The 26,760-nt window shown below is 46.4% G+C and carries 22 protein-coding genes; 11 read left to right on the top strand and 11 right to left on the bottom strand.

Going from position 1 to position 26,760, the window contains the following annotated elements; translation table 11 throughout:
- Position 1 precedes the first annotated feature (1 nt).
- A complete protein-coding gene (locus FB592_RS11460; protein WP_003246486.1) occupies positions 2 to 1,342 on the bottom strand; it encodes an amino acid permease in 1,341 nt (446 codons plus the stop codon).
- Positions 1,343 to 1,471: 129 nt separating this feature from the next.
- On the opposite strand from FB592_RS11460, the gene FB592_RS11455 reads away from it, so the two are divergent.
- The gene (locus tag FB592_RS11455; RefSeq protein ID WP_003246345.1) at positions 1,472 to 2,068 is read left to right on the top strand and encodes a DUF1989 domain-containing protein; all 597 of its coding nucleotides are present in this window, start codon (positions 1,472 to 1,474) and stop codon (positions 2,066 to 2,068) included.
- A 129-nt stretch (positions 2,069 to 2,197) separates the two neighbouring features.
- A complete protein-coding gene (gene nadE, locus FB592_RS11450) occupies positions 2,198 to 3,016 on the top strand; it encodes an ammonia-dependent NAD(+) synthetase (RefSeq protein ID WP_049140243.1) in 819 nt (272 codons plus the stop codon).
- A gap of 49 nt (positions 3,017 to 3,065) precedes the next feature.
- On the opposite strand, the gene tmrB is transcribed toward nadE, so the two are convergent.
- On the bottom strand, positions 3,066 to 3,659 hold the full coding sequence (gene tmrB / locus FB592_RS11445) for a tunicamycin resistance ATP-binding TmrB (protein WP_124073433.1): 594 nt from the start codon (positions 3,657 to 3,659) through the stop codon (positions 3,066 to 3,068).
- A 277-nt stretch (positions 3,660 to 3,936) separates the two neighbouring features.
- On the opposite strand from tmrB, the gene FB592_RS11440 reads away from it, so the two are divergent.
- On the top strand, positions 3,937 to 4,497 hold the full coding sequence (locus FB592_RS11440; RefSeq protein WP_003246473.1) for a shikimate kinase: 561 nt from the start codon (positions 3,937 to 3,939) through the stop codon (positions 4,495 to 4,497).
- Between the two features lie 27 nt (positions 4,498 to 4,524).
- On the opposite strand, the gene FB592_RS11435 is transcribed toward FB592_RS11440, so the two are convergent.
- Positions 4,525 to 5,286, bottom strand: coding sequence for a class I SAM-dependent methyltransferase (locus FB592_RS11435; RefSeq protein WP_021481844.1), 762 nt, complete (start codon positions 5,284 to 5,286; stop codon positions 4,525 to 4,527).
- A 117-nt stretch (positions 5,287 to 5,403) separates the two neighbouring features.
- On the opposite strand from FB592_RS11435, the gene FB592_RS11430 reads away from it, so the two are divergent.
- The 7 genes from FB592_RS11430 to putR all read left to right on the top strand — a co-directional run bounded on the left by FB592_RS11430 (position 5,404) and on the right by putR (position 13,872).
- Positions 5,404 to 6,378, top strand: coding sequence for a LysR family transcriptional regulator (locus tag FB592_RS11430; RefSeq protein ID WP_021481843.1), 975 nt, complete (start codon positions 5,404 to 5,406; stop codon positions 6,376 to 6,378).
- A gap of 71 nt (positions 6,379 to 6,449) precedes the next feature.
- The gene (gene cah, locus FB592_RS11425) at positions 6,450 to 7,406 is read left to right on the top strand and encodes a cephalosporin C deacetylase (protein WP_021481842.1); all 957 of its coding nucleotides are present in this window, start codon (positions 6,450 to 6,452) and stop codon (positions 7,404 to 7,406) included.
- Between the two features lie 85 nt (positions 7,407 to 7,491).
- Positions 7,492 to 8,274 (top strand): nucleotidyltransferase domain-containing protein, encoded by a 783-nt coding sequence (locus tag FB592_RS11420; protein ID WP_031315677.1) that lies wholly within the window; start codon positions 7,492 to 7,494, stop codon positions 8,272 to 8,274.
- 189 nt (positions 8,275 to 8,463) lie between these two features.
- Entirely contained in the window at positions 8,464 to 9,375 is a 912-nt protein-coding gene (putB, locus tag FB592_RS11415; RefSeq protein WP_003246421.1) for a proline dehydrogenase PutB, read from the top strand.
- Between the two features lie 16 nt (positions 9,376 to 9,391).
- A complete protein-coding gene (gene pruA / locus FB592_RS11410) occupies positions 9,392 to 10,939 on the top strand; it encodes an L-glutamate gamma-semialdehyde dehydrogenase (protein WP_003234655.1) in 1,548 nt (515 codons plus the stop codon).
- Positions 10,940 to 11,029: 90 nt separating this feature from the next.
- Positions 11,030 to 12,484 carry a sodium/proline symporter PutP gene (gene putP / locus FB592_RS11405; RefSeq protein ID WP_072175235.1) on the top strand — a complete coding sequence of 485 codons (1,455 nt, stop codon included), beginning with the start codon at positions 11,030 to 11,032 and terminating at the stop codon, positions 12,482 to 12,484.
- 152 nt (positions 12,485 to 12,636) lie between these two features.
- The gene (gene putR / locus FB592_RS11400) at positions 12,637 to 13,872 is read left to right on the top strand and encodes a proline utilization transcriptional regulator PutR (RefSeq protein ID WP_003234651.1); all 1,236 of its coding nucleotides are present in this window, start codon (positions 12,637 to 12,639) and stop codon (positions 13,870 to 13,872) included.
- Between the two features lie 36 nt (positions 13,873 to 13,908).
- Here the strand turns inward: putR and FB592_RS11395 are convergent, their stop codons facing one another.
- The 3 genes from FB592_RS11395 to FB592_RS11385 all read right to left on the bottom strand — a co-directional run bounded on the left by FB592_RS11395 (position 13,909) and on the right by FB592_RS11385 (position 16,609).
- Positions 13,909 to 14,766 (bottom strand): TIGR03943 family putative permease subunit, encoded by an 858-nt coding sequence (locus tag FB592_RS11395; RefSeq protein WP_003234649.1) that lies wholly within the window; start codon positions 14,764 to 14,766, stop codon positions 13,909 to 13,911.
- A 4-nt stretch (positions 14,767 to 14,770) separates the two neighbouring features.
- Positions 14,771 to 15,655, bottom strand: a complete 885-nt coding sequence (locus tag FB592_RS11390) for a permease (protein ID WP_072175269.1) — start codon at positions 15,653 to 15,655, stop codon at positions 14,771 to 14,773.
- 99 nt (positions 15,656 to 15,754) lie between these two features.
- Positions 15,755 to 16,609: an alpha/beta fold hydrolase gene (locus tag FB592_RS11385; RefSeq protein WP_015715216.1), complete on the bottom strand. Its 855-nt coding sequence runs from the start codon at positions 16,607 to 16,609 to the stop codon at positions 15,755 to 15,757.
- A gap of 160 nt (positions 16,610 to 16,769) precedes the next feature.
- Here FB592_RS11385 and ffoR point away from each other — a divergent pair, with 160 nt between their 5' ends.
- Positions 16,770 to 17,780: a ferredoxin--NADP(+) reductase gene (gene ffoR, locus FB592_RS11380; RefSeq protein ID WP_141949521.1), complete on the top strand. Its 1,011-nt coding sequence runs from the start codon at positions 16,770 to 16,772 to the stop codon at positions 17,778 to 17,780.
- 31 nt (positions 17,781 to 17,811) lie between these two features.
- On the opposite strand, the gene cobA is transcribed toward ffoR, so the two are convergent.
- The 5 genes from cobA to nasB form a co-directional block, all read right to left on the bottom strand.
- Complete coding sequence (gene cobA / locus FB592_RS11375) at positions 17,812 to 19,263, bottom strand: uroporphyrinogen-III C-methyltransferase (RefSeq protein ID WP_101501848.1); 1,452 nt, start codon at positions 19,261 to 19,263, stop codon at positions 17,812 to 17,814.
- A gap of 60 nt (positions 19,264 to 19,323) precedes the next feature.
- A complete protein-coding gene (gene nirD, locus FB592_RS11370) occupies positions 19,324 to 19,644 on the bottom strand; it encodes a nitrite reductase small subunit NirD (RefSeq protein WP_003246252.1) in 321 nt (106 codons plus the stop codon).
- A 31-nt stretch (positions 19,645 to 19,675) separates the two neighbouring features.
- Positions 19,676 to 22,093: an NADPH-nitrite reductase gene (nasD, locus tag FB592_RS11365; RefSeq protein ID WP_049140227.1), complete on the bottom strand. Its 2,418-nt coding sequence runs from the start codon at positions 22,091 to 22,093 to the stop codon at positions 19,676 to 19,678.
- 120 nt (positions 22,094 to 22,213) lie between these two features.
- Positions 22,214 to 24,346 (bottom strand): assimilatory nitrate reductase catalytic subunit NasC, encoded by a 2,133-nt coding sequence (nasC, locus tag FB592_RS11360; RefSeq protein ID WP_141949520.1) that lies wholly within the window; start codon positions 24,344 to 24,346, stop codon positions 22,214 to 22,216.
- A 6-nt stretch (positions 24,347 to 24,352) separates the two neighbouring features.
- Positions 24,353 to 26,668, bottom strand: coding sequence for an assimilatory nitrate reductase electron transfer subunit NasB (gene nasB, locus FB592_RS11355; RefSeq protein ID WP_049140220.1), 2,316 nt, complete (start codon positions 26,666 to 26,668; stop codon positions 24,353 to 24,355).
- Positions 26,669 to 26,760: the final 92 nt, after the last annotated feature.

Raw genomic sequence — 26,760 nt, 5'->3', positions numbered from 1 at the left:
ATCAAGGACTGGCAGGGCGATCTTTATGACCCTGCTTTTTTTGATAGATCATGGTAACGATGGCGATAATCACGAGAAAACCTATGCTGACGAAAAAACCGGGCCGGCTTGATTTTTCAAACAATGTACCGGACACAGCTGCAGCAATCAGAACCATCGCTAAATAAATTTGCGTTTTTCCCATGCCCTCGGGATCAGTCAGCTTTTTGCTGGAGAACAGGATAAACAGCCAAGTGTATAAAAGCATAAGCCCCGCAGCTGTTGTCATATGCTCATAAATGTTTTTAGGCAGCACTAACGACAGAATAATGGAGAGGACAAGCCCCGCAAACGTCAGCCCAAGTGCCGGCCAGCATATTTTTTTGCCTTCCTTTAGAGTAAAGCATTTCGGCGCGTCGCCGTCATCAGCCATTGTACAAAGCAATGTCGTAACCGCAAATAGCGAAGCGACAAGGGTCGAGAACCCTGCGATGATGAAAATCCCGTTAAATATATCAAGGATGATCTCAAGGTTATATCCTTTTAATGACGTAATGAACGGACTGTCCTGTTCAGTAAACGTGTGTAACGGAACCAAAAGCAGAGCAAGCCCGATTGAAATGATATAAATAATCGCCAGCGTCGCCAGCATCAGTTTCCCTGATTTAGACGCTTCCTCAGGTTTTTTTAAGTGAACCGCCATCAGCCCCATGACCTCAATTCCGCCAAAAGCGTAAAACGCGTAGATTAAACCTGTCCACAGCCCCATGGCGCCGTATGGGAAAAACTCACTCGTCTTATTTGGAACATGTATGCCATGATTTCCGCCGGACAGGATACCGCATAAAGCCAGGATGGCAATGACAATAAACATAAAAATAGCAGCTGTTTTAATGACTGCCAGCACGTTTTCTGTTTTTTCAAAGACGGACAGGCCGGTGAAAATAATAAGGAGCCCCAGTACTGCGTAGATTGAGGCAAACACCCATAGCGGCACTTGAGGAAACCAATGCTTCGTAAAGAGCGAAATGGCTGTCAGCTGGCTTCCGGTAATCAGCATTTCTGATGTCCAGTACACCCAGCCGTTGCTGAAGCCTGCCCATTTGCCGAATGCTTTTCGGGCATACGCACAAAACGAGCCCTTTTCCGGCTGCTTCGCCGACAGCTTGGCGAGCTGTTCAAAGACAAAATACGTACCGATCCCTGCGATCAGAAATGAAAGGAGAACGGAAAAACCGCTTTTTACAATTGCGATGCTGGAACCGAGAAAGAAGCCTGTTCCAATCGTGCAGCCGACTCCGATCAGTGACAGCTGCCACCAAGCCAGATTCCCTTTTGGCTGGTCTTTTTTTGTTTGGCTCATTATTTATTCAACCCCTTTTATCTAAGGTTAGATTGTGATCTGTCCGAAGCTTATATACATCGGATTTTTGCCTCTTTTTACATGGAGAAGGAAGCGGACGCTCATACTAATGAAAAAAGGAGCAAACCAATGACACAGCAATATATTGTGGAGCCGAAAAAAGGGCTAGGGCTGAAGCTGAAAAAGGGGCAGATTTTAAAGGTGGTTGATGTAGAAGGGCAGCAGGTGGCTGATTTTGTCGCATACCATGCCAAGGATTTTTATGAACACCTTGATCAGGGAGCGACGATAGACGCCAATCACTCCATTCATGTGAAGGTCAACGACCATCTCTACTCCAACCTGTATAAGCCGATGTTAACCCTGATTGAAGATACGGTCGGCAAGCATGATCTGCTGCTGCCCGCCTGCCGTCCTGATATGAACAGGCTCTTATATGGGAAGCAAAAGGATGAGTTTCAGGATACGTGCTATGACAATATGAACCGTGCGCTTGAGCAGTTTGGCGTACCGAAGCCTCACATGCATTACCCATTTGCGATTTTTATGAATACTGTCCTTGATGAGAAAGGGAATCTGTCTGTGGAAACGCCGCTTTCGAATGCCGGAGATTATGTAAGGCTCAGGGCGGAGATGGATTTAATTGTCGCGTTTTCTTCCTGCCCGATTGAAAAAGGGAAATGCAATGGCGACAGTGTGACATCCATACGGGTTGAAGTCAGCTGATCTCTCTTGTTCACTGTGAATGAAGACCTGTGCTATATTTAATAGGGATACATAACAGTCATGATTCATTTTCATTGATTTGGGGAAATGATCAGTAACAAGGGAAAATGTACAGGAGGAATGATTGGGATGAGCATGCAGGAAAAGATTATGCGTGAGTTACATGTGAAGCCCTCAATTGATCCAAAGCAAGAAATTGAGGACCGAGTCAATTTTTTAAAACAATATGTAAAGAAAACTGGTGCTAAAGGCTTTGTATTGGGAATCAGCGGCGGCCAGGATTCAACACTTGCGGGAAGACTCGCTCAGATTGCGGTGGAGAGCATTCGCGAGGAGGGCGGAGACGCTCAATTTATCGCGGTCCGTCTTCCGCATGGCACACAGCAGGATGAAGACGATGCCCAGCTTGCTTTGAAGTTTATTAAGCCGGATAAATCATGGAAGTTTGATATTAAATCAACAGTCAGCGCTTTTTCTGATCAGTATCAGCAGGAAACAGGCGATCAGCTGACTGACTTTAATAAAGGAAACGTAAAAGCAAGAACAAGAATGATCGCGCAATACGCGATCGGCGGCCAGGAAGGCCTTCTTGTGTTAGGAACAGACCATGCTGCTGAAGCAGTGACTGGTTTCTTTACGAAGTACGGTGACGGCGGAGCAGACCTCCTGCCGCTGACAGGCTTGACGAAGCGCCAGGGAAGAACCCTGCTGAAAGAGCTGGGTGCACCGGAACGCTTATACTTAAAAGAACCGACTGCCGATCTGCTCGACGAAAAACCGCAGCAGTCGGATGAAACAGAGCTTGGCATTTCCTACGACGAGATTGACGATTATCTCGAAGGAAAAGAAGTATCAGCGAAAGTATCAGAAGCGCTGGAAAAACGCTACAGCATGACTGAACATAAACGCCAGGTTCCGGCGTCTATGTTTGATGACTGGTGGAAATAAGTTGAAGAAAGCCCGCTCTCGGAGCGGGCTTTTGTCGTGTACAGAAGCTTTATTTGATGCGGATATGATTCAGCTTTATCATTAATCTGTCGGTGAACCTTCGGAGGCTGCCTCTCGTATCAGGATCTAATGGGAGTTCGGCTCTCGCGGCAATGTTCTCTGCCACATCCTGAATCGACAGGTTGTCTGTTTGAATGTGGTCCTCAAAAATGGGTGATGATAAACCTTCAACGCAGCGGTCAATTTGTTTGGCGGCCCATGAGTTTTTTCCTTCTGCTCTGGTGCGCAGCCTTTTTAACAAGGTTTCCTTTGAAGCCATTAATGTAAAGTGGTGAACGATCCTTCCTTCCTGTCTGAGCCTGCCGATGATCTCATTGAAGTATTCAGGATGTACAATCGTCATAGGCACAATAATGATGCCGCGGTATGTATCTGTCAGAGAAGCTAGCAAACTGTAATTGAACGCCCGCCATAAAGGATAGCTTTGAAAATCGTCCTTTGCGATCTCCTGCGGCACCATGGAGCGCAGCGCAAAACCCATTTTCTCGGGATCATACACGTAAGATGGGTTCAGCCTTCTGTGCAGTTCGAAGGCTGTTTGTGTTTTTCCGGAACCGAATGCCCCGTTTATCCAAATGATCATCGCCATTTCTCCCTTCCTATTTATCATACAGAAAAAGACCCTTCCATCGAAGAGTCAGCTGGAAAAACAATAAAGGCGGAAGGTTTTAATGCTTTTTTGCGTCGAAGTATTAAAATACCTGGGGAAATGTTGTACAATGAATGTCATTCAGGCAAAAATGGCTAAACAACAAAGCGCACTATAAGCTTGACCGGTAAAGCCGGTATCTATATAAATATTCGCTAAATAAGCATATAATGAATATAAAATTTCATTCCTTAGGAGGATTTCGCCGAAGATGAACGCTAAACGAGCCATCCCAGTAAGAGAAAGAAATATCGTCCTGATCGGATTCATGGGTGTAGGAAAAACAACAATCGGCCAATTGGTCGCTAAAAAATTATATAGAGATTTTATTGATATTGACCAGCAGATCGAAAAGGATTTCAATATGTCAATTCCTGAGATATTTGAGAAAAAGGGAGAAGACTTTTTCCGGAAAACGGAGAAGGAATATATTTTAGACATCTGCCATCATAAACGATTCAAAATCGTATCTCTGGGCGGGGGATCTTTTAAACAAGAAGAAATCAGGAATTGCTGTCTGGAAAACTGTCTCGTGCTTCATCTGGACCTGTCATGGGAGAACTGGAAGCAGCGCGCGGATTTATTGATCGAAAGCCGCCCTGTACTGCATAACCGTTCAATGGATGAAATGGAACAGCTGTTTAACGAAAGAAAAGTCATTTATGACAAGCACAATTCAAAAGTGGCAACAGACAACCTTTCCCCGGAAGAGGTTGCCGATTACATTGTTGAGACATTAAAAATTGGCTGGGATCTTTATCAGCCGATGTAAAAAGCCGTGCGCAGCGCACGGCTTTTTTTATCGTTTTATCCCTTGTATCAAAATCGCTTTTAAACAAAAGGAGATGGGCTGTCCGTTTTGGTTCAATGTAATACAGAACGTGTCGCGTGCTTCGTCTGATGCGTGATTCAAGTGGGTAATGATTTGTTTTTCTCGGTCAGCGGGGGTTCCGCCTCGTTTGATCCAGCTATCGTATTGAATCGGCAAATTCCACTTTTGGATGTCTTGATAGGCCAGTTGATTGGCGCTGAACATCGCCTGCCATTCTGATAATGAGCTTTCACGAACATGGGAAGGGTCTCGAAGCCGGTTCAAATGATTGACAAACTCATCAAGAACGGGATCTTCAGGCGCGTAATGATCAACTAAGAGAAAACGTCCGTCCTGTTTTAGTACGCGTGCAACCTCTCTGACAGCTTTGCGGACATCTGAAAAATGGTGGGCTGCGTATCGGCAGGTGATGATGTCAAATGAATCGTCGGGGAAGGGGAGTGACTCTGCCGTTCCTTGCTGAAAGCGTACGTTTTCAGCTCCTTTTTCTTGCGCGAAGGAGGACGCAACCTCAACCATCTCTTTCGTCGCATCAACACCGATGCACTCCTGTACATAAGGAGAAAATGCCAGGGCCGTATGGCCGGCGCCCGCTCCGATATCCAGCACCCGATGCTCTGCCCGGCATTCCGCTGTTTTGATCATCAACCCCAAATCTTCCCCCTCGGCAAATACCTTTTCATCCCGATACATCTCGGCGTTTTTAGAAAACGGTGTTTCATTTGTCATTTGAACCAGCTCCTTCTTTTCGTAAATGATGATATGGATTATGTTAGCAATTTCTGTTATGATTCGTCCAAGATATAAAAATGATGAAAACGATAGGTTCAACCTATGGAGGCTGAAATGGATATTAAAGTGATGGAATATGCAGCGGAAATTGCCCGGCGCCAAAGCTTTACAAAGGCGGCGGAACATCTTCATATCGCACAGCCGTCTCTCAGCCAGCAAATCAAAAAGCTTGAGGCTGAGCTGGGGCTTACCCTTTTTCACAGATCTCATGGCTCTGTTACACTGACACCCCACGGCAGGCGTTTCATTGAAAAAGCCGAGGACATCATTCGTTCCAGAGATGATTTGCTTCGGGAAATGCAGGAGCGATCACAGGGAATCGGTCATAAATTATCCATCGGGATTCCTGCTGTAACAGGGAGATATCTCTTTCCTCCGCTGCTGAAGCAGTTTTTGGCGCGCTATCCTCATGTGGAGGTTCAGCTTGTTGAAAAAGATCCGGTTTCATTAGAGGAGATGACGGCAAAGGGAGAAGTTGACCTTTCTGTTTTATCCTTGCCGATCGAGGATGAACGGCTCTCCATTATACCCTTGCTCACGGAACCGATTGTTCTCGCGGTGCCGAAGGAAAAACAAAGGTGGATGCCGCCGGAAATGGTCGCGCTGATTGAGAAAGCGCTGGAAGAAGATGAGGGACACCAGCCGTGTGTGCCGCTTGACATGGTAAGGAACGTGCCATTTATTCTGTTAAAAGAAGGCTTCGGCTTTCGCAGGACAGTTCTCGATCTCTGTGCGGAAAGCGGCTTTAAGCCGAATGCCGCCTTTAAGACAAGCCATATTGAAACCGCCCAATCTCTTGTGGCTAACGGATTAGGTGTGACAATGGCGCCGAATATGGTCAGAAGGGATAAAGATCCGGGTGTGATCTATTTATCGATTCAATCCGCGCCATCACGAACCCTCGTCTTCGTCTTTTTAAAGAACCGCTATGTCAGTCTGACCGCCCGGGCCTTTATGGAACTAAGCCGGGAAAGTCTTAAACAAACGTTTGATGAAGGCTGTCTGGGAAACAAAGATGAAAATATTTAGAAAACAAAGCCGAAACGTGGTAGTATAGGAATACAAACTATATCCTATAAAACAAAGGGGAATAATAGGAAATGCAACTATTCGATCTGCCGCTCGACCAATTGCAAACATATAAGCCTGAAAAAACAGCACCGAAAGATTTTTCTGAGTTTTGGAAATTGTCTTTGGAGGAACTTGCAAAAGTCCAAGCAGAACCTGATTTACAGCCGGTTGACTATCCTGCTGACGGAGTAAAAGTGTACCGTCTCACATATAAAAGCTTCGAAAACGCCCGCATTACCGGATGGTACGCGGTGCCTGACAAGGAAGGCCCGCATCCGGCGATCGTGAAATATCATGGCTACAATGCAAGCTATGATGGTGAGATTCATGAAATGGTAAACTGGGCACTCCATGGCTACGCCGCATTCGGCATGCTTGTCCGCGGCCAGCAGAGCAGCGAGGATACGAGTATTTCACCGCACGGTCACGCTTTGGGCTGGATGACGAAAGGAATTCTGGATGAAGATACATACTATTACCGCGGTGTTTATTTGGACGCCGTCCGCGCGCTTGAGGTCATCAGCAGCTTCGACGAGGTTGATGAAACAAGGATCGGTGTGACAGGAGGAAGCCAAGGCGGAGGTTTAACCATTGCCGCAGCAGCGCTGTCAGACATTCCAAAAGCCGCGGTTGCCGATTATCCTTATTTAAGCAACTTCGAACGGGCCATTGATGTGGCGCTTGAACAGCCGTACCTTGAAATCAATTCCTTCTTCAGAAGAAATGGCAGCCCGGAAACAGAAGTGCAGGCGATGAAGACACTTTCATATTTCGATATTATGAATCTCGCTGACCGAGTGAAGGTGCCTGTCCTGATGTCAATCGGCCTGATTGACAAGGTCACGCCGCCGTCCACCGTGTTTGCCGCCTACAATCATTTGGAAACAGAGAAAGAGCTGAAGGTGTACCGCTACTTCGGACATGAGTATATCCCTGCTTTTCAAACGGAAAAACTTGCTTTTTTTAAGCAGCATCTTAAAGGCTGATAAATGTGAAAAGCCGCCGCGCATATCATCAGGCGGTTTTTTTCTGCAAACTGCCGGAATGAGAACAGACTGGAGACGAATAGATATGAAACAAAGAATCATTGATGAATTAAAACGGATCGAGCAGTCATACGGAGTTAAAATCGTGTATGCCGTCGAGTCAGGAAGCCGCGCATGGGGATTTCCCTCGCAGGATAGTGATTACGACGTCCGCTTTATTTATGTGCCGAAAAAGGAGTGGTATTTTTCAATTGAGCAGGAGCGTGATGTCATTGAGGAACCGATTCACGATTTGCTGGATATCAGCGGCTGGGAGCTGAGAAAAACGCTTCGGCTTTTCAAAAAGTCAAACCCTCCGCTCCTCGAATGGCTGTCCTCAGACATTGTGTATTATGAAGCATTTACGACCGCAGAGCAGTTAAGAAAACTGCGGACGGAGGCATTTAAGCCTGAAGCAAGCGTGTATCACTATATCAATATGGCGAGAAGGAACGTCAAGGATTATCTACAAGGACAAGAGGTCAAAATTAAAAAGTACTTCTACGTTCTTCGGCCTATTTTGGCCTGCCAATGGATTGAAAAGCACGGAACCATACCGCCAATGGACTTTACTGTTTTGATGAATGAACTTGTTGCTGAACCCGAACTGAAGGCTGAAATGGAAACCTTGCTTGAACGGAAAAGAAGAGGGGAAGAGCTTGACCTCGAAGCAAGAATCGATGTTATTCACCAATTCATTGAAACGGAAATCGAAAGAATCATGGAAGCGGCAAAAGAACTGAAGGCAGAGAAAAAAGATATGACACCTGAGTTGAACCGTTTGCTTTTGAATACGGTTGAAGAAGTGTGGAAGGATGGAGGAAGCTGATGTTTTTTGTCGCTTCCTTTTCTGCTTTATTCGACAGAATCCCCCCCGACTTTCTAACTATCTGATTGTGGCAAATCCACAAAAATAATCAGAATCTTTGTATTTTGAGAATATTGTGAACGCCTGTTTTGTCCATTTACAATAAACTCATACAAATACTTCTTAGATTGCGGGGTGTTGAGGTTGGAAGTGATCACAAGAGATTTTTTCTTATTTTTATCCAAAAGCGGCTTTCTCAATAAAATGGCGAGGAACTGGGGAAGCCGGGTAGCAGCGGGTAAAATTATCGGCGGGAATGACTTTAACAGTTCAATCCCGACCATTCGACAGCTTAACAGCCAAGGCCTGTCAGTTACTGTCGATCATTTAGGCGAGTTTGTGAACAGCGCCGAGGTCGCACGGGAGCGTACGGAAGAGTGCATTCAAACCATTGCGACCATCGCGGATCAGGAGCTGAACTCACACGTTTCTTTAAAAATGACGTCTTTAGGTTTGGATATAGATATGGATTTGGTGTATGAAAATATGACAAAAATCCTTCAGACGGCCGAGAAACATAAAATCATGGTCACCATTGACATGGAGGACGAAGTCAGATGCCAGAAAACGCTTGATATTTTCAAAGATTTCAGAAAGAAATACGAGCATGTGAGCACAGTGCTGCAAGCCTATCTGTACCGGACGGAAAAAGACATTGACGATTTGGATTCTTTAAACCCGTTCCTTCGCCTTGTAAAAGGAGCTTATAAAGAATCAGAAAAAGTAGCTTTCCCGGAGAAAAGCGATGTCGATGAAAATTACAAAAAAATCATCCGAAAGCAGCTCTTAAACGGTCACTATACAGCGATTGCCACACATGACGACAAAATGATCGACTTTACAAAGCAGCTTGCCAAGGAACATGGCATTGCCAATGACAAGTTTGAATTTCAGATGCTGTACGGCATGCGGTCGCAAACCCAGCTCAGCCTCGTAAAAGAAGGTTATAACATGAGAGTCTACCTGCCATACGGCGAGGATTGGTACGGCTACTTTATGAGACGCCTTGCAGAACGTCCGTCAAACATTGCATTTGCTTTCAAAGGAATGACAAAGAAGTAAAAAAGGAGAGATTATCATGACAACACCTTACAAACACGAGCCATTCACAAATTTCCAAGATCAAAACAACGTGGAAGCGTTTAAAAAAGCGCTTGCGACAGTAAGCGAATATTTAGGAAAAGACTATCCGCTTGTCATTAACGGCGAGAGAGTGGAAACGGAAGCGAAAATCGTTTCAATCAACCCGGCTGATAAAGAAGAAGTCGTCGGCCGAGTGTCAAAAGCTTCTCAAGAGCACGCTGAGCAAGCGATTCAAGCGGCTGCAAAAGCATTTGAAGAGTGGAGATACACGTCTCCAGAAGAGAGAGCGGCTGTCCTGTTCCGCGCTGCTGCCAAAGTCCGCAGAAGAAAACATGAATTCTCAGCTTTGCTTGTGAAAGAAGCAGGAAAGCCTTGGAACGAGGCGGATGCCGATACGGCTGAAGCGATTGACTTCATGGAGTATTATGCACGACAAATGATCGAACTGGCAAAAGGAAAACCGGTCAACAGCCGTGAAGGCGAGAAAAACCAATATGTATATACGCCGACTGGAGTGACAGTCGTTATCCCGCCTTGGAACTTCTTGTTTGCGATCATGGCAGGCACAACAGTGGCGCCGATCGTTACTGGAAACACAGTGGTTCTGAAACCTGCGAGTGCTACACCTGTTATTGCAGCAAAATTTGTTGAGGTGCTTGAAGAGTCCGGATTGCCAAAAGGCGTAGTCAACTTTGTTCCGGGAAGCGGAGCGGAAGTAGGCGACTATCTTGTTGACCATCCGAAAACAAGCCTTATCACATTTACGGGATCAAGAGAAGTTGGTACGAGAATTTTCGAACGCGCGGCGAAGGTTCAGCCAGGCCAGCAGCACTTAAAGCGTGTCATCGCTGAAATGGGCGGTAAAGATACGGTTGTTGTCGATGAGGATGCGGACATTGAATTAGCGGCTCAATCGATCTTTACTTCAGCATTCGGCTTTGCGGGACAAAAATGCTCTGCAGGTTCACGTGCAGTAGTTCATGAAAAAGTGTATGATCAAGTATTAGAGCGTGTCATTGAAATTACGGAATCAAAAGTAACAGCTAAACCTGACAGTGCAGATGTTTATATGGGACCTGTCATTGACCAAGGTTCTTATGATAAAATTATGAGCTATATTGAGATCGGAAAACAGGAAGGGCGTTTAGTAAGCGGCGGTACTGGTGATGATTCGAAAGGATACTTCATCAAACCGACGATCTTCGCTGACCTTGATCCGAAAGCAAGACTCATGCAGGAAGAAATTTTCGGACCTGTCGTTGCATTTTGTAAAGTGTCAGACTTTGATGAAGCTTTAGAAGTGGCAAACAATACTGAATATGGTTTGACAGGCGCGGTTATCACAAACAACCGCAAGCACATCGAGCGTGCGAAACAGGAATTCCATGTCGGAAACCTATACTTCAACCGCAACTGTACAGGTGCTATCGTCGGCTACCATCCGTTTGGCGGCTTCAAAATGTCGGGAACGGATTCAAAAGCAGGCGGGCCGGATTACTTGGCTCTGCATATGCAAGCAAAAACAATCAGTGAAATGTTCTAAGCGGGACTAAATGGGCATCCTCCCTGCGGGGGTGTCCATTTCATCCATATACTATAAAAAAGAGGAGGAAGTGCCATAGAAAACACACAGCTGATTATTTCGATTTGTATTTATATGGCGGGAATGCTGCTAATCGGCTACTTTGCTTACAAGCGTACGTCGAATCTGACGGATTACATGCTGGGAGGACGCTCTTTGGGTCCGGCAGTAACTGCTCTCAGTGCCGGCGCTGCCGATATGAGCGGCTGGCTGCTAATGGGGCTTCCGGGCGCCATGTTTTCTACTGGTCTGAGCGGCGCTTGGATCGTCATCGGACTTTGCCTTGGAGCGTGGGCGAACTGGCTTTACGTCGCACCGCGGCTGAGAACCTATACTGAAAAAGCGGGGAATTCCATTACAATTCCCGGATTCCTGGAAAATCGCTTCGGAGATCAAACAAAGCTTCTCAGACTGTTTTCAGGAATTGTCATTTTAGTCTTTTTCACGTTTTATGTATCGTCCGGAATGGTGTCCGGCGGCGTCTTATTCAACAGCATCTTGGGGATGGATTATCACACCGGCCTGTGGATTGTGACGGGTGTTGTTGTGGCATATACCCTGTTTGGCGGCTTTTTGGCAGTCAGCTGGACAGATTTTGTTCAGGGGATCATTATGTTTGCCGCACTCATTCTTGTGCCGATCGTTACGTTTTTCCACACGGGAGGAGCAGGTGATACAGTTGCTGAAATCCGCTCTGTAGATCCTGATATGTTTAATATTTTCAAAGGAACGAGCGTCCTTGGCATTATTTCTTTGTTTGCCTGGGGGCTGGGATACTTTGGCCAGCCGCATATTATTGTGCGTTTTATGGCGATCACGTCTGTCAAAGAGATCAAAAGAGCGCGCAGAATCGGGATGGGCTGGATGATTTTGTCTGCAGTAGGCGCAGTGCTGACCGGTTTGGGCGGAATCGCTTATTACCATCAGCGCGGCATGACACTGAAGGACCCAGAGACGATTTTTATTCAATTAGGGAATATCTTGTTTCATCCGATTATCACGGGTTTTCTGATTTCAGCGATTTTGGCTGCGATTATGAGTACCATTTCTTCTCAGCTGCTTGTGACATCAAGCTCTCTGGTAGAAGATTTGTATAAGTCGATGTTCAGACGCTCAGCTTCAGATAAAGAGCTGGTGTTTTTAGGCCGTCTGGCTGTTCTGGCTGTTTCAATTGTCGCGTTGGTTCTGGCTTGGGAGAAAAATAACACTATCCTTGGATTGGTCAGCTACGCGTGGGCGGGCTTCGGTGCATCATTCGGGCCGGTTGTACTGCTCAGTCTGTTTTGGAAACGAATGACCAAATGGGGGGCACTCGCCGGCATGATTGTGGGAGCAGCGACTGTAATCATTTGGGCGAATGCCGGTCTTTCGGACTTTCTGTATGAAATGATACCTGGTTTTGCTGCGAGTCTATTATCTGTGTTTTTTGTCAGCATATTGACGCAGGCTCCGTCACAAGCTGTCACAGACCAGTTCAACGACTACCAAGATACAATGTCACAATAAAGATCGAAAGGAGGAGGAAGGGGCTGTCCCTTTTTCCTCTTTTCTCCTTTTAAGCGGCCATTTTTTTCTTTTGGAAACAAACGTATTTTTTTCTATACAAAAAGACCCCGTATGGATATGATTAAAGTAAAAAAAGTATAGGAGAAAAAGGTATGGAAGAGCTTTTAGAGAGAGTTTTTTCATTTTCAGATGTTGATAAACTGATTGATTTTATTAGCTATGAGCTGCAAAAGCCAGTGATACTGGAAAGCGCGGATTTCTTTTTGTTAGCCTATAATTCTTACTATATTAACCATTTTGATTCTGCCAACCAGCAGACTATTTTTTCGAAAAAGTGTCCGGTCCAGATTTTTGAGAGGTTTCTGAAGGACGGAATTATTGAAAAATTGAAAACAGAGCCTGAGCCTTTTCGCGTCAATAAAATTGAAAGCATTGGGTTAAACCAGAGGGTGGTCGTGAGTGCAAAGCACAAAGGGGAAGTCATGGGCTACATCTGGATTCAGGAGCTGGACCAAAATCTGACGGATGAAGAGCTCGACTTTTTGTACGAGACCTCCTTCCATGTCGGGAAAATCATTTATAAAACGAATAAATTGAAACAGGAAAAGGAAGAAAAAGCAGAGGATCTCATCAAACGGGCGATCTATCAGCAATTTACCTCTGAGAAGGAACTCAGACGGGAAGCTGAAAGGATCAACACCGTGCTGCCTTCCATGTTTTCAGTTGTTATCCTGCACGCCGCAAATGGGGATGGGGAAGCGGTAGAGGATTTAAAGGAAAATATCAGGTCGTACCTGAATTTACGGGATAAGGTCAGTCATGTCTTAACGATCGAATCAAACATTGTCATCGTCGTAGCGAGTTTTTCCCAAAAAAGCTCCGTCTCCTCAGCAGCTTCTGAGTTTATTAACAAGCTGTTAACACATTTTCACTTTCAGAAAATACCTACCCCTATTTATATCGGTATCGGAAACGAATATAATCACCTATTAAAACTTGGCAAGAGCTACACAGAAGCACTTGAAGTCATCAAAGCCGCAGAAATCACTGGCAATCAGGAAAATATTCCATATGAATATGCCAAACTCGGCATTTACCGCTATTTAGAAAGCATCGAACAGAAAAATGAATTTTTAGAATACGAGAATAAAGATTTAGCTTTATTAAAAGCGAAAGACGAAGAAAGCAGCACTGAGCTGCTCAAAACCTTGGAAATCTATCTCCTCAACAACTGCAAAACAAAACCAGCGGCAGAACAGCTCTTTATTCACCAAAATACATTGAATTACCGCATCAAACAGATTACTGAGATGACGTCGATCGATTTAAGCGATTTCAGAACGCGGTGCCAGCTCTATCTCGATTTGATGCTGATGAAAAAGAAATAAAAAAGAAACCAGTACTTGTACTGGTTTCGTCTTCACTTAAAATCCTCTGTAAACATACGGATCATCAGGTTTTTTAATGGTATTCCAGTCAGTTACTTTGACGACAGGGAGAGTTGACTTGAATGGCTGGTAATATTCTGAGGCCAGAGTGCCCTTAATGTGAATCCATTCATCATCCTTGATGTCCATGTCCTTCGGAAATTCCACAAGCATCCCGTACACGCCGGAATCAGCGATACAGTGAATGATGCCAAACCTTAATACGAACAACTGATTTTTGTTAATTGCGTTTCCTTTGTAAGCAAATCCATGAAATTCTATCGTCCGTCCGAGAAATTCACCCGGATAGTTATAGATGGTTTCCATTCCTTTTAGGAAATCGTCATCGGTCAGAGAAATCTCTTTTTTGCTGGAATACTTATTAAACAGCTGTTTCATTTGTTTGTCATAGCTGTCTTGCGCGTAATAAAGGCTGGCATCAGGCCGCAAATACTGAGTTTGGGAGTAGTGATCTCCGCTCTCCATCGCCTTAAACGAGAACCCTTTTGTTTTGACTATGGATGAGTCAAGCGTTGCAATCGGGAAGAAGATGCCTGACACCAAAGGAAAAAGAAAAACAACATAAATCAAATAACGCTGATAAAATGGCTTGTTTTGTTCATGGTCATGCTCGTGATCATGGCCGCACCCGCAATCATGGTCATGGTGATGCCCGCTTTTTTCAGGCGACTTGATAAATAGATATGCTTGGACGGCGGTCAGAATGGCCAGCAGGAAAATCGCAATAAAGGAAAGATAGGCATATTTCATATTGATATATTTTGTTAGATTTCCTGAGGCATGCAGATGATAAAAGAAAAACGTAAATCCCATCAGCACCAATAGACGAAACATCCAATCACCCTTTTACCAGTAGTGATCCCGCTAAAACAATCACGACAATGTATGTAATCAGCAGGAAAACAAATCGTTTTTTGAAGGCCGCAAGCATCATCAATAGATTCTTAATATCCACCATTGCGCCAAAGACGAGAAAGGCGATTAACGATCCTAATGAAAATGTGCTGCTGAAGGAAGACGCGATGAACGCATCAACTTCTGAACAAAGCGACAGGACAAACGCCAGACCCATCATCACGAGGGAAGAGGATACATCATTCTGCCCGATCGCAAGCAGAGTGGATGTTTTGACATACGTCTGCATAGCGGCTGCGATAAAGGCGCCGAGGATTAAATATTTCCCCACGGAGAAAAATTCATCAATGGCATGCCGCAAGGTCCCGCCCAGTTTTTGGAGCAAGGTGCCGTGATGATGATGGTGGTGCCCGGGTTCATCAGGCTTTAAAAGCTGGTTATCTTTAAATTGATAGGATAAAATGACCCCGATGATCAGCGAAACGGCGAGAGCCAGTCCGCCTCTGTAAAAGACCACGCTCCATCTATTCCCGAACGCAATATAAGTAGAAAATAAAACGATAGGATTAATGATAGGCGCGGTCAGCATGAAAGCAACGCCCGCATGCAGAGGAACTCCCTTTAACAGAAGCCGCCTCGTAATCGGGATGATGCCGCATTCGCAGGCGGGAAATAAAACGCCGGCCAGCGCACCGAATAAAACGGCGAGAAAACGGTTTTTCGGCATGATTCTTGCAATCATTTCTTCAGAAACAAACATTTGAATGATTCCGGAAAGTATGACGCCAATCAGAATAAACGGAATGGCTTCTATTAAAATGCTGATAAAAATAGAATTCAGCTGAAGAAAAGATGATTGTGCTGTCACAATAAAACCTCCGCTCATGTTAAGCTGCCTTTCTTATGATACCAGAAAAAAAGGCACTGCTTGTTTGACGGAGGAGGGGAAAGGATCGTTTCACTTTGGTTAGGATTCCAAAAAACCGAGTAGGATACTGTCTGTTTCTGCAGCTTCTTTTCCGAGCCAAATCAGGTGTCCCCATGAGTGAAGCAAACAGAGAACAGCGCCACGAATGTGCTCTTTTGCATGATGTGCATGTGACAAGTCAACCAATCCATCATAAACACTTTGCATAATCAGCACGGGACATATGATGGCTTGCAGGTCTTTTAAAGAGACAGCGGCGGTTTGTGACAAGTCAATCAGAAATCCTTCACCCGAGCGCTGCCGGCTGTTCATTTTCCGAAATGCTTCTATGTCTTTTTCATTCATCAAGGACTTGATTCGCTGAAACGGAAGCGTGCTGAATTGGGGGCTCATAGCTCGAAACATCAAACGCGGGAAAGCGTTATTCAAGGAAGAAATCAGCTTCCATATCCACTTTTCCACCGGCGGGCGGAAGAGAATTCTCCCCAATTTATATTCAGTGTCTTTTGGGGTGAGCCACTCTTTGGTGACCGCGGATTGCAGGGTCAATGTATTTACTCTTTCCGGATAATGTGAGGCAAAGCATATGCCGCTCGGCCCTCCTGCTGAGATGGCGATCACATGGACACTGTCGATTTGTAAATGATCTAATAATTTCACATAGAAACGGCAGGCGTTGGCAAGACTTTTTCCAATTTCTTTTGACGTTCGTCCATAGCCGGGCCTTGAAGGCGTAATGATGGAATACCCTTGCTCAATCAACGCTGTGTATCCGAATTCCTCGTAACAATTTGAATGCCCGCCATGCATGACAAGGATGGGGGCACCCTTTCCAGCCACTGAATATTCTAGTGTATGTCCTTCGAAGGTGATCGTTTCGACTCGTCTTTTCATCTGTTACTCCCATTTGTTTTTTGCCTATTATAGGGTTTTCAGCAATTGATCACAAGGTGAAGAAATGAATAAACACAGGCTCGTGAAATATGATATACTTTGTATTGATATTCATTCTCAATTAAAACTTTGATATAGATGTGAACGGGAGGCAGGACGGATGGCTGAGAATCAAGAGGTATATGACGTTACGATTATAGGCGGGGGGCCGATTGGGCTGTTTACTGCTTTTTACTGCGGGATGCGGGAGCTGAAAACAAAGGTAATCGAATTTTTGCCGAAGCTCGGAGGGAAGGTGTCTTTATTCTTTCCTGAGAAAATCATTCGCGATATCGGCGGCATACCGGGGATTGCGGGAAAGCAGCTGATCGAGCAGCTGAAGGAGCAGGCGGCAACGTTTGATCCTGATATCGTATTGAATCAGCGTGTGACCGGGTTTGAACGCCTGGATGACGGCACCATTGTTCTGACGGGTTCTGAAGGCGAAAAGCACTATACAAGAACTGTGATTTTGGCTTGCGGCATGGGTACACTTGAGGTCAATGAGTTTGACAGCGAGGATGCGGCCCGATATGCGGGCAAAAATCTTCATTACGGAGTGGAGAAGCTCGATGCGTTTAAAGATAAGCGCGTGGTGATATCAGGCGGCGGAGATACTGCGGTCGATTGGGCTAATGAGCTTGAACCGATTGCGGCGTCTGTGACTGTCGTTCATCGGCGTGAGGAATTCGGCGGAATGGAAAGCAGCGTGACGAAAATGAAGCAATCATCGGTGCGGGTGCTTACGTCTTATCGTCTGGAGCAGCTGAGCGGCAATGAGGAGCGCATCCAAAAAGTGACGATTTGCCATACGGAGACTGGCCAGAGGGAAGACATAGAAATTGATGAGCTGATCATTAATCATGGGTTCAAAATTGATCTCGGGCCGATGAAGGAGTGGGGACTGGAGATTGAAGAAGGCAGGGTGAAAGCTGACAGACATATGCGAACGAATCTTCCGGGCGTGTTTGTGGCGGGCGACGCGGCTTTTTATGAAAGCAAGCTGAGATTAATTGCCGGCGGTTTTACCGAAGGCCCGACAGCAGTCAACAGCGCTAAGGCTTATTTGGATCCTAAGGCCGAGAATATGGCGATGTATTCAACCCATCACAAAAAATTGGTACATAAATAAAACAGCCCTTGGGGGAAAGGGCTGCCAGCCATCAGCTGTGAAGGAGCTTTTTTTGCGTCTGTTGATTCTGAATGAAAGCTAGCAATTCATCCTGTTCTTGTACGGCTGTGAATCCATAAGCCCCGGCAGCTGAGTCATCGCCTATACAGACGATAGGAGGCCTGCTTGCTGACAATTCCGGCGAAATGCCAATTTGTTCGCCACCATTGATCAATTGCTGAACGGACAGCTTGTTCGGGCAAATGACCATGTGCAGAGGGGATTCACTGATGGTACGCTGAATCATGTGGGTGAACCGGTCATCTATGACGTTTTCATGAGTGATATAAAACGAACAGGATTCATGCTTTTGCATGAATTCCACTGCATGGCGGCTCCCGACAACAAGACATTTCTCTGAATCAGGCTGAATGGCGGTGACAAGAAACCCCCGTTTTTCAAGCTCCGTCTTTGCTTGTTCAGATGCTGTACTCAGTTTGGCTGTCAGCTGGCGGATGTCGATTTTCTGAGAAGCCAGTGCTCTGAAAAATTCACAAACTGCCCGGCGCGATGTGAAAAAAACGTCTTCAAAGGTGCCAATCTTTCGAAGAATGTCTTCATTGACAGGCATGTTTTCGGTCCGCCATTTCGGCCACTCGATGACATCGGCGCCGGAATCGCGCAGCTTGTCTGCAAGCGGGTCTTCATCTTCGCCATGAGTCACAACCATCAAATGCCGTCCGATGAGCGGTTTGCTTTCAAACCAGCTGTGTGTTTGAAAGTTGACGATGTCTCCGATGACGATAATCGCAGGGTTTGTAATCTGGTGTTCCTGCACTTTTTGCTGGATGTTCTCAAGCGTTCCTTTCACACTCCGCTGGCGGCCCCACGTTCCCCATTGGATGACAATGACAGGGACAGAAGGTGATTTCCCGTATGAAATAAGCTGCTGGCAAATATAAGACAAGTTCTTGACACCCATGTAAAAAACAAGGGTTTGTACGCTTCGTGCAAGCCCTTCCCAGTCAAGGTTCGGCGTGCCTTTTAATGATTTATCATGCGCTGTAATCATGGCAAAAGACGATGCGAAATCCCGATGCGTGACGGGGATGCCCGCATATAGCGGCGCTGCAATTCCAGAGGTGATTCCCGGCACCATTTCATAGCGAATGCCGTGCTCATGAAGAGCATCTGCTTCCTCGCCGACTCTGCCGAATACGCTCGGATCTCCGCCCTTCAAGCGAACGACGGTTAACCCATTTAATGCTTTTTCAACCAGCAGGGCGTTAATTTCTTTTTGTTTCATAAAATGGCGGTTTGGCAGTTTTCCGCAATAAATAAACTGGCAGTCCGGTGATGCAAATTCGAGCAGCTTCGGGTTGGCGAGCCGGTCATATAAAATCACATCTGCTTCCTCGAGCGCCTGTTTTCCTTTGATGGTGAGCAGGCCTGGGTCGCCGGGTCCGGCTCCCACGAAATATACGATTCCGTTCTTCATGATCATGTCATCCTTCCGTCACTGTAAAAAATGAAGGACCACTAGAAAAGTGATCCGGTCTTTTGATCAATATACGAGATAAACATGTTCTCCTTCGATCAGCGTTTCATATGTTTTGACGCATCCGTGGTCAGGTTCTTGGACGATTCCGTCTTCTAAGGAAATTTTCCAGTCGTGCATCGGGCAGAAAACATATTGACCGCTGACGATGCCTTCTGCCAGGACGCCGCCTTTATGCGGACAGCGGTTTTCGATGGCGCGGATGCTTCCGTCTGAAAGCTTGAAAACCGCGAGCTCCTTATCTTCAATATACACTGTTTTGCCTAATTGTTCAGGCAATTCTTCAATTTTTCCGATACATACTTTTGTTACGTCTTTGTTTACCATGCCCATTCCTCCTCAATGATTGTTTTTGTCATTATGATGTGGTCACGACATTTTCAAATAATTCTTTCGAGGTTTGTTTATCCTCTAAAAAGTCTTTCCACGGATCCTTGTGGACAGAGAGTGTTTCATTCATTCGGTCGTTCAGCTCCTGCCGCTTTTCCGGATCGTTTAACACGGATTGGACATGGGATAAACCGACGCGCTCAAGCCATGCGGACGTACGCTCCAGATAGTTTGCGGTTTCCCTGTAATATTGCAGGTAAGCGCCTGCGTATTCTAAGACTTCTTCATTTGTTTTCACCTTCATCAGCAAATCGCCGGCACGCAAGTGGGTTCCGCCGTTTCCACCGACATAAAGCTCCCAGCCTCCGTCGATGCCGACAACGCCAAGGTCCTTAATGCCGGATTCCGCACAGTTTCGCGGGCAGGCAGACACGGCCATTTTGACTTTGTGCGGCGTGTTCAGCCCTTCGAATTTTTTCTCAAGCGCAATGCCCAGTGCCATGGAGTCTTGTGTGCCGAAGCGGCAGAATTGCTCGCCTACACAAGTTTTCACTGTGCGGAGTGTTTTTCCGTACGCGTAGCCCGACGGCATATCAAGATCTTCCCATACCTTCGGAAGGTCTTCTTTTTTCACGCCGATAAGATCAATTCGCTGGCCGCCTGTCATTTTCACGAGCGGGATCTCATATTTGTCAACGACATCGGCGATCTTGCGCAAATCTGTGGAGTTGGTCACGCCGCCGTACATCCGAGGAACGACTGAGTATGTTCCGTCTTTTTGAATATTGGCGTGCATTCGTTCATTAACAAAGCGGGATGTCCGGTCATCCTCGTATTTGGTTGGATTGATCATGCCTAAGTAGTAGTTCAGAGCGGGCCGGCATTTGGAACAGCCTTCTGGCGTTTTCCAGCCGAGCACATTCATGACTTCTCTTGTATGTGACAGCCCTTTGGCTTTGATTTCTTCTACGACTTCATCTCTCGACAATGTGGTGCAGCCGCAAATGGATTCTTTTTGCGCTGACGCATCAAAGTCTGATCCGAGCGTATGCTGGAGGATTTCTTCTACGAGTGGCTTACAGCCTCCGCATGAGCGGGATGCGCCGGTGCATGCTTTGATCTCGTCCGTTGACGAGCAGCCCTTTTCCTGTATGGCTTGAATAATCGCACCTTTTGACACGCCGTTACAGCCGCAGATGATTTCATCGTCGCTCATCGCTGCGGTTATGCTTGTGCCTGCTTGTTGGTCGAGAGGCTGTAAGATTGATATTTTTGAGGTTTCAGAGATATCGGCTTCTTTTTGAATCATAGAAAACAGGCGGTTGCCTTCGCTGCTGTCGCCGAATAAAACAGCACCGACTATTTGATTGCCTCTCAGGACGATTTTTTTATAGATGCCGTCCTGCTCATCGAAGACTTTAATCGCTTTTTTCTCTTCTGATTCGTTAAAGTCACCGGCAGAGAAAACCTCGACGCCTGATACCTTTAACTGTGTGGAGAGAACGGAGCCCTCATACGGTTTTGTTTCGATGCCGCAAATATGCTTCGCCAGCACTTTAGCCTGTTCATAGAGCGGTGCCACAAGCCCGTAGGCGATTCCTCGGTGCTCGGCACATTCGCCGACCGCGTAAATGTGCGGGATTTCAGTCTGCATATAATCGTTGACGATGATGCCGCGGTTAACCGGAATGCCGCTCTCGGCGCCGAGTGTTGTATTCGGACGGATGCCGACAGCCATGACGACTAAATCAGCTTCAATGCTTGTGCCATCTTTGAAGCGAAGGCCTTCGACACGGTCATCACCGACAATTTCTTCTGTTTGCTTTTCAAGTAAAAAGGTCATACCTTGTTTTTCTAACTCGTTTTGCAGCAGGCGTCCTGCCGTTGCATCAAGCTGGCGCTCCATCAGGAATGGGGCAAGGTGGATGACGGACACGTCCATGCCAAGATTCAGCAGTCCGCGAGCTGCTTCCAAACCAAGAAGTCCTCCGCCGATGACGGCAGCTTTTTTATATTGTTTTGACGCGGCGAGCATTGTGTCTGTATCTTTTATGTCCCGGAAAGCTGTGACGCCTTTTTTGTCTGCGCCCGGAATCGGAAGGATAAAAGGGACCGAGCCTGTCGCCAGGATCAATTCATCGTAAGGCTGGATTCTGTCTGCATCTGTGATGACTGTTTTGTTTTCCGTGTCCACTTTGATGACTGTTTCATTTGTATACAATTGAATGTTGTTTTCTTCGTACCAGTCCCAATCGTTTAACGTAATATCTTTAATATCTGTATCGCCTTGAAGCACTTTTGACAAAAGGATTCGGTTGTAATTGGGATGCGGTTCGGCACCGAAAATTGTGATCTGAAACTCGTCTTTAGCAACACTCAGTATCTCTTCAATGGCCCTTACCCCGGCCATTCCATTACCAACAAGAACTAGCTGTTTTTTTCCCATCAGATGATCCGCTCCTTATCAATGTTTTTTCCAGCGTAGCACAGCAAAAAGGAATATTTAAGATACATGTTATAAAATGTAACAAAATATACGAAAAGTTCTGAAAATTTTATGAAAAATTTAAATAGGTCTGATTCGGACGGCGCATACCTTAAAACCGGGCATTTTACAGGCTGGATCTAAGGCTTCCCCGATTAAATCATTCACATTTTGAGCGTCTGCCCAATGGATGGGAACAAAAACAGTATCTTTTCTGATTTGTTCTGATAATTTGCTGCGGACGGTGATGCTTCCCCGCGGCGATTCTATTTTTACCAGTACACGGTCCTCGATATTGTAGGTCGCTGCTGTTTGCGGATGGATTTCCATAAACGATTCAAAATGTCTCGCGGCAAGGGCGGCGCTTTTTCTTGTTTGGACGCCTGTTAAGTAGTGAGACATGACTCTGCCTGTCGTTAAATAAAGCGGATAATCGGCTGTCGGCTTCTCTTTTGGAACAGGTGGTTCGTTTGGAATCACACTTAATGCCGCTTTTTGATCCGGATGAGCAAATGATTCTGTAAACAAGCGCCCAGTTCCGGGATGATCAGATTCCGGACACGGCCAATGAATGCCGCCTTCACGTCTGAGCCTGCCGTATGAGATGCCTGAATAATCGGCAATCCCGCCTCGGCTCGCTTCTCTCAATTCATTAAAAATATCCTCCGCTGACGTATAAGAAAAGTAGCGGCCCTTGCCGAGAGCGGATGCGAGATCACAAATGATCTGCCAATCATGCTTTGCTTCGCCGGGGCATGGCCGGCTTGCTTCTCTTAATGTCACGCGTCCTTCTACATTTGTCATGGTGCCTTCATCTTCTAAGTAAGAGGAGGCAGGTAAAATCACATCTGCGTATTTCGCAGTCTCAGAAATAAACAAATCGATTGCAACAAAGAATGTCAGTTTCCTTAAAGCCTTTTCCACGAGATTCGCATTTGGGCTGGAGACAGCAGGATTGGAGCACATGAGGAACAATCCTTTGATGTCGCCGTCGTTGATTTTTTCCATCATTTCATAGGCTGAGACACCTTTTCGCGGCAGATCATCCTGATGGATTCCCCACACTTTCGCAACATGTGCCCGGTGTTGTTCGTTTTCAATAGATCGATAGCCCGGAAGCTGATCGGCTTTTTGGCCATGCTCTCTTGCACCTTGCCCGTTGCCTTGTCCGGTGATCGCCCCGTAACCTGAGTAAGGCTTGCCGATTTTTCCTGTGATCAGCACCATGTTTAAGAAGCCTTTCACAGCCGCTGTTCCATCGGTTTGCTGTTCAATCCCGCGGGCTGTAAACAGCATGCCGGACGTTTCCTTGGCAAACTTTACAGCCGCTTTTCTTATATCCACCAGGGGGACACTCGTCTGTTCGGCGATGTCATTCAGGTCCAACGAGTCAGTATACTGCTTCAGCTCTTCGAATCCATTTGTTCGTGATTGAATGAAATCCTCGTTTATAAGCTGTTCGTCGATGATGATTTTGACGAGACCGTTGGCAAGAGCGGCGTCTGTGCCGGGTTTGATTTTCAAATGAAGATCGGCGATTTTTGTTGTCGCTGTTTCACGCGGATCAATGGCAATGATGTAAGCTCCGTTTTCTTTCGCTTTTTCAAAATATGGCATAATCGTAGGCTGGCACTCCGCGATATTGGTGCCGGCCAGAATGATCACACGGGTGTGGGGAATGTCTGATAAGGGATTCGTTAAGCCTCTGTCCGCGCCGAATATTTGGTTGGCTGCGGTTGCTGCGGCGGACATACAAAGCCTCCCGTTGTAGTCGATGTATTTTGTCTGTAAGCCCACCCGTGCGAATTTCCCTAACAAATACGCCTCTTCATTTGTAATCGAGGCGCTTCCGTATACCGCCATAGCGTCATGGCCGTGTTCTACTTGGATCATTGTCACTTGGTCTTTAATGTAATTCAGTGCTTCTTCCCAGGAAACAGGCATAAACTCGCCGTTTTTCTTCAGCAGCGGCCGGGTGATGCGGGAGGAGTTCAGGGCATGCTGGTGGGCGTTCATGCCCTTCATGCATAGCCGACCCTGTGTTGTAGGATTATCAATCCCGATCGCAGTGTACTTTTTGCGCGTGACGATGGTTTGTTCCACGAGCTGCATTTTGCACTGCATGCTGCAAAACGGGCATTGAGTGTCATATGTTTTTTCTGATTGGACGTCTTGCTGTTTATCACGGAAATATCTAAGCAGTCGTTCAGTCAAAATGCCTCATCCTTTCTTATATGCACCCGTCTCTACAGTCGGGTTTTGAATCAGTGACAGATCTGTTTGGAGGCTTTCCAGCAGCTGGGCCCTTAGGTCTTCTTCGAATAGCACTTCTCTGATATGAACGATCCCGAGACGGTCTATCCACTGATGAACACCTTCTAAGTAATGAGCCGTTTCCCGATAATACTGGATCAGTCCTTTGATCATGCCGGCAGTGCTGTCTTCGTTCTCAGTCACGCAAAACAAAGCTCCTGAACGGGCATGAGTTCCCCGGACGCCGCCGATGTGAATGTCCCAGCCAGCTTGTGTCCGAATTGCGCCGACATCTTGCAGGGCGGCATCGGTGCAGTCTGTTTCACATGATAAGCTGATAGAAATGGGAGCGGGTAAGGGAAGCATCTCAAGTTGTCTTTCGATTTGGGCTGCCAGCTGCTGAATTGATCGATTTTGCCCGCATGTACATGCTTTGATGCTTTGCAGCGCGTGTCGGTGTTCATTAGTGTAAACGGGCATCTTCAGGTCTTTTTTTATGTTCGGGAGATCCGCAGGCTTGATCCCGGAAAGCTTCAGCCTTTGGCCGTGAGTGATGGATACGTCGGGAATGCTGTATGCCTCAATGATGTTGGCGATGGTTCTTAGCTGCTCCGCGTTTGTCCGCCCGCCGTACATTTGCGGAATCAGGATGCATGTCTCTTCAGTGGCTGGCTCAGGCTGGACAAACCCGGGGTACAGCATTTCCAGATAGTATTGAATCGCAGGAACACAAGTACTGCATCCTTTTTTTGTTCTCCAGTCAAGCTGGTCCATCACTTCTGCCGGATTAGTGAATGGCCTGCGCTGAAGCTCAGCGATGATGTCGTCTTCTGTAAAATCAGTACAGCTGCAAAACGAAGGTGTGCCGGCGGGCTTCGTATATTCGCTGTTGGTCATGTATCTCAAAAGGTCTTCAACGAGCGGTTTGCATCCTCCGCAGGACCCAGTGGCTTTGGTGCAGTGCTTGACTTCCTCAACAGTTGTTAAGCTATTCGTGTGCACCGCGTCTTCAATCGCGCCTTTCGTCACTGTGTTGCATTGGCAAATCGTTTCACTGGAAGGCATGGATTCTAATAAAGGGCCGCTTGTCTCCGGTTCGATGATCTGCTTTTTGACAATGGAGATGTCTCGTTGTTTAAGCAGGCTGTCGAGAAGCCGCTGCTTGTCACGAGTGTCTCCGAATAAAATAACACCGGCCAGTTTGTCATCTACAAAAAGCGCTTTTTTATAAACGCCTGCTTGTTCGTCGTAGATTTTGATGCTCGTCGTGCGTTCATCCTCTTGGATCTTTCCTGCTGACCACACATCGATTCCAGCTATTTTTAAAGCCGCAGATGGTGCTGAGCCTTGATATTCCTCACATGGAACGCCGCAAATATGACTGGCGAGAGCTTTTCCCTGCTCATAAAGCGGTGCCACCAATCCGTACACCGTCCCGTTATGTTCGGCGCATTCACCAACGGCGTAGATATTCGGTTCGCTTGTCTGCATGAAGTCATTCACGATGATCCCGCGGTTCACTTTGATTCCAGCGGATACAGCTAATTCAATATTCGGTCTGACGCCGGCCGCCATCACAATCAAGTCTGCTTTTAATGAAGAGCCATCTTTAAAATGGATTCGGTCTGCCTTGGTGGCGCCGGAAATGGAGACGGTGTCTTTCTCCAGAAGAAAGGTTAGGCCTTTTTGTTCCAGCTCTGTTTGCAGCAGCCGCGCCGCTGTTTGATCGAGCTGTTTTTGCATGATGCCGGCGGAGTGGTGAATGACGCTGACATCCATACCGAGATGCTGTAAACCGACTGCAGCTTCCAGTCCTAATAAGCCGGCTCCGATTACCGCAGCCTTTTGAAAGTGCTGAGCCATCTTCATCAGCGCTTGGCAGTCTTCTATTGTCCGAAATCCATAGACACCTTTTTTGTCTGCCCCGGGGATAGGGAGAATATGAGGGGAGGAGCCTGTTGCCACAATGAATTTGTCATAAGACAGGATGCGCTTGCGATCCGTTATGACCTGCTGCTGATCTGTATCAATCTGAATAACCGTTTCGCCTGTGTAAAGCGTGATCCCGTGCTTGTCGTACCAATCCTTGCTGTTCAGTGTAATATCATCGAGTGACGCTTCACCCTGCAATACAGAGGATAAGAGAATGCGATTGTAATTGGGATGCGGCTCGGTTCCGAAAATGACAATCTCAAACATGTGATGATTCAGCTTTAATACTTCTTCAATACAGCGGATTCCGGCCATGCCGTTTCCCGCTAACACCAATCTTTGTTTCTTCATGTATCAGACCTCCTTTGGCGAAGCTCGTAAGTTTTCTCCTATTAAAAATTATGTCACAATGCACTGTTAACGCATTAAACGTGTCACAAAAA

Origin of the sequence: Bacillus sp. SJZ110, from assembly GCF_006715455.1 — a bacterium.
GTDB classification, from domain to species: Bacteria; Bacillota; Bacilli; order Bacillales; family Bacillaceae; genus Bacillus; species Bacillus subtilis.
This window is presented reverse-complemented; position numbering and strand designations above follow the sequence as displayed.